The following is a 400-nucleotide window of genomic DNA, read 5'->3' on the forward strand; positions in this document are numbered from 1 at the left end:
CAGTCGTATACACAGCAGGTATCTGGAATGCAAGACGGTTATTTCTTAAAAAGCATGAATTGACAGGAAGAGAGTATGCTTACATTAAGAAAAACCTAGAGGAAGCAAGGCGGAAAATCATACGTCTTAGAAAAGCATTGTTTCAGGCTAAAAGCATTCAAATGTTTAAGCAAAATGCGGAAATCCTTAGGCTTGTCAGAANGATTTATTTACTAACCAAAAAAGAGCCAAAGCGGTTTTATCAGGCAGAGCGATTTTTTTATCAAACTCTCGATTCGGTTGTTGAATTGACAGAGAAGTATGCTTTTCTATCATCTCACCCGAAAAAAAGCAAAGAATTGTCGATGTCGTTAAGTGAGACACGCATTACTCTTACTGAATTGACCAAGCGTTTAGAGGA

At 37.6% G+C, this 400-nt stretch carries 1 protein-coding gene; it reads left to right on the forward strand.

Annotation, left to right across the window (positions count from 1 at the left end):
• The coding region (locus tag RVS70_RS22985; RefSeq protein ID WP_321135052.1) for a 5-bromo-4-chloroindolyl phosphate hydrolysis family protein at positions 1-400 on the forward strand (400 nt) is incomplete at both ends.

Origin of the sequence: Virgibacillus sp. M23, from assembly GCF_034190895.1 — a bacterium.
Classification (GTDB): Bacteria; Bacillota; Bacilli; order Bacillales; family Amphibacillaceae; genus Virgibacillus; species Virgibacillus salarius.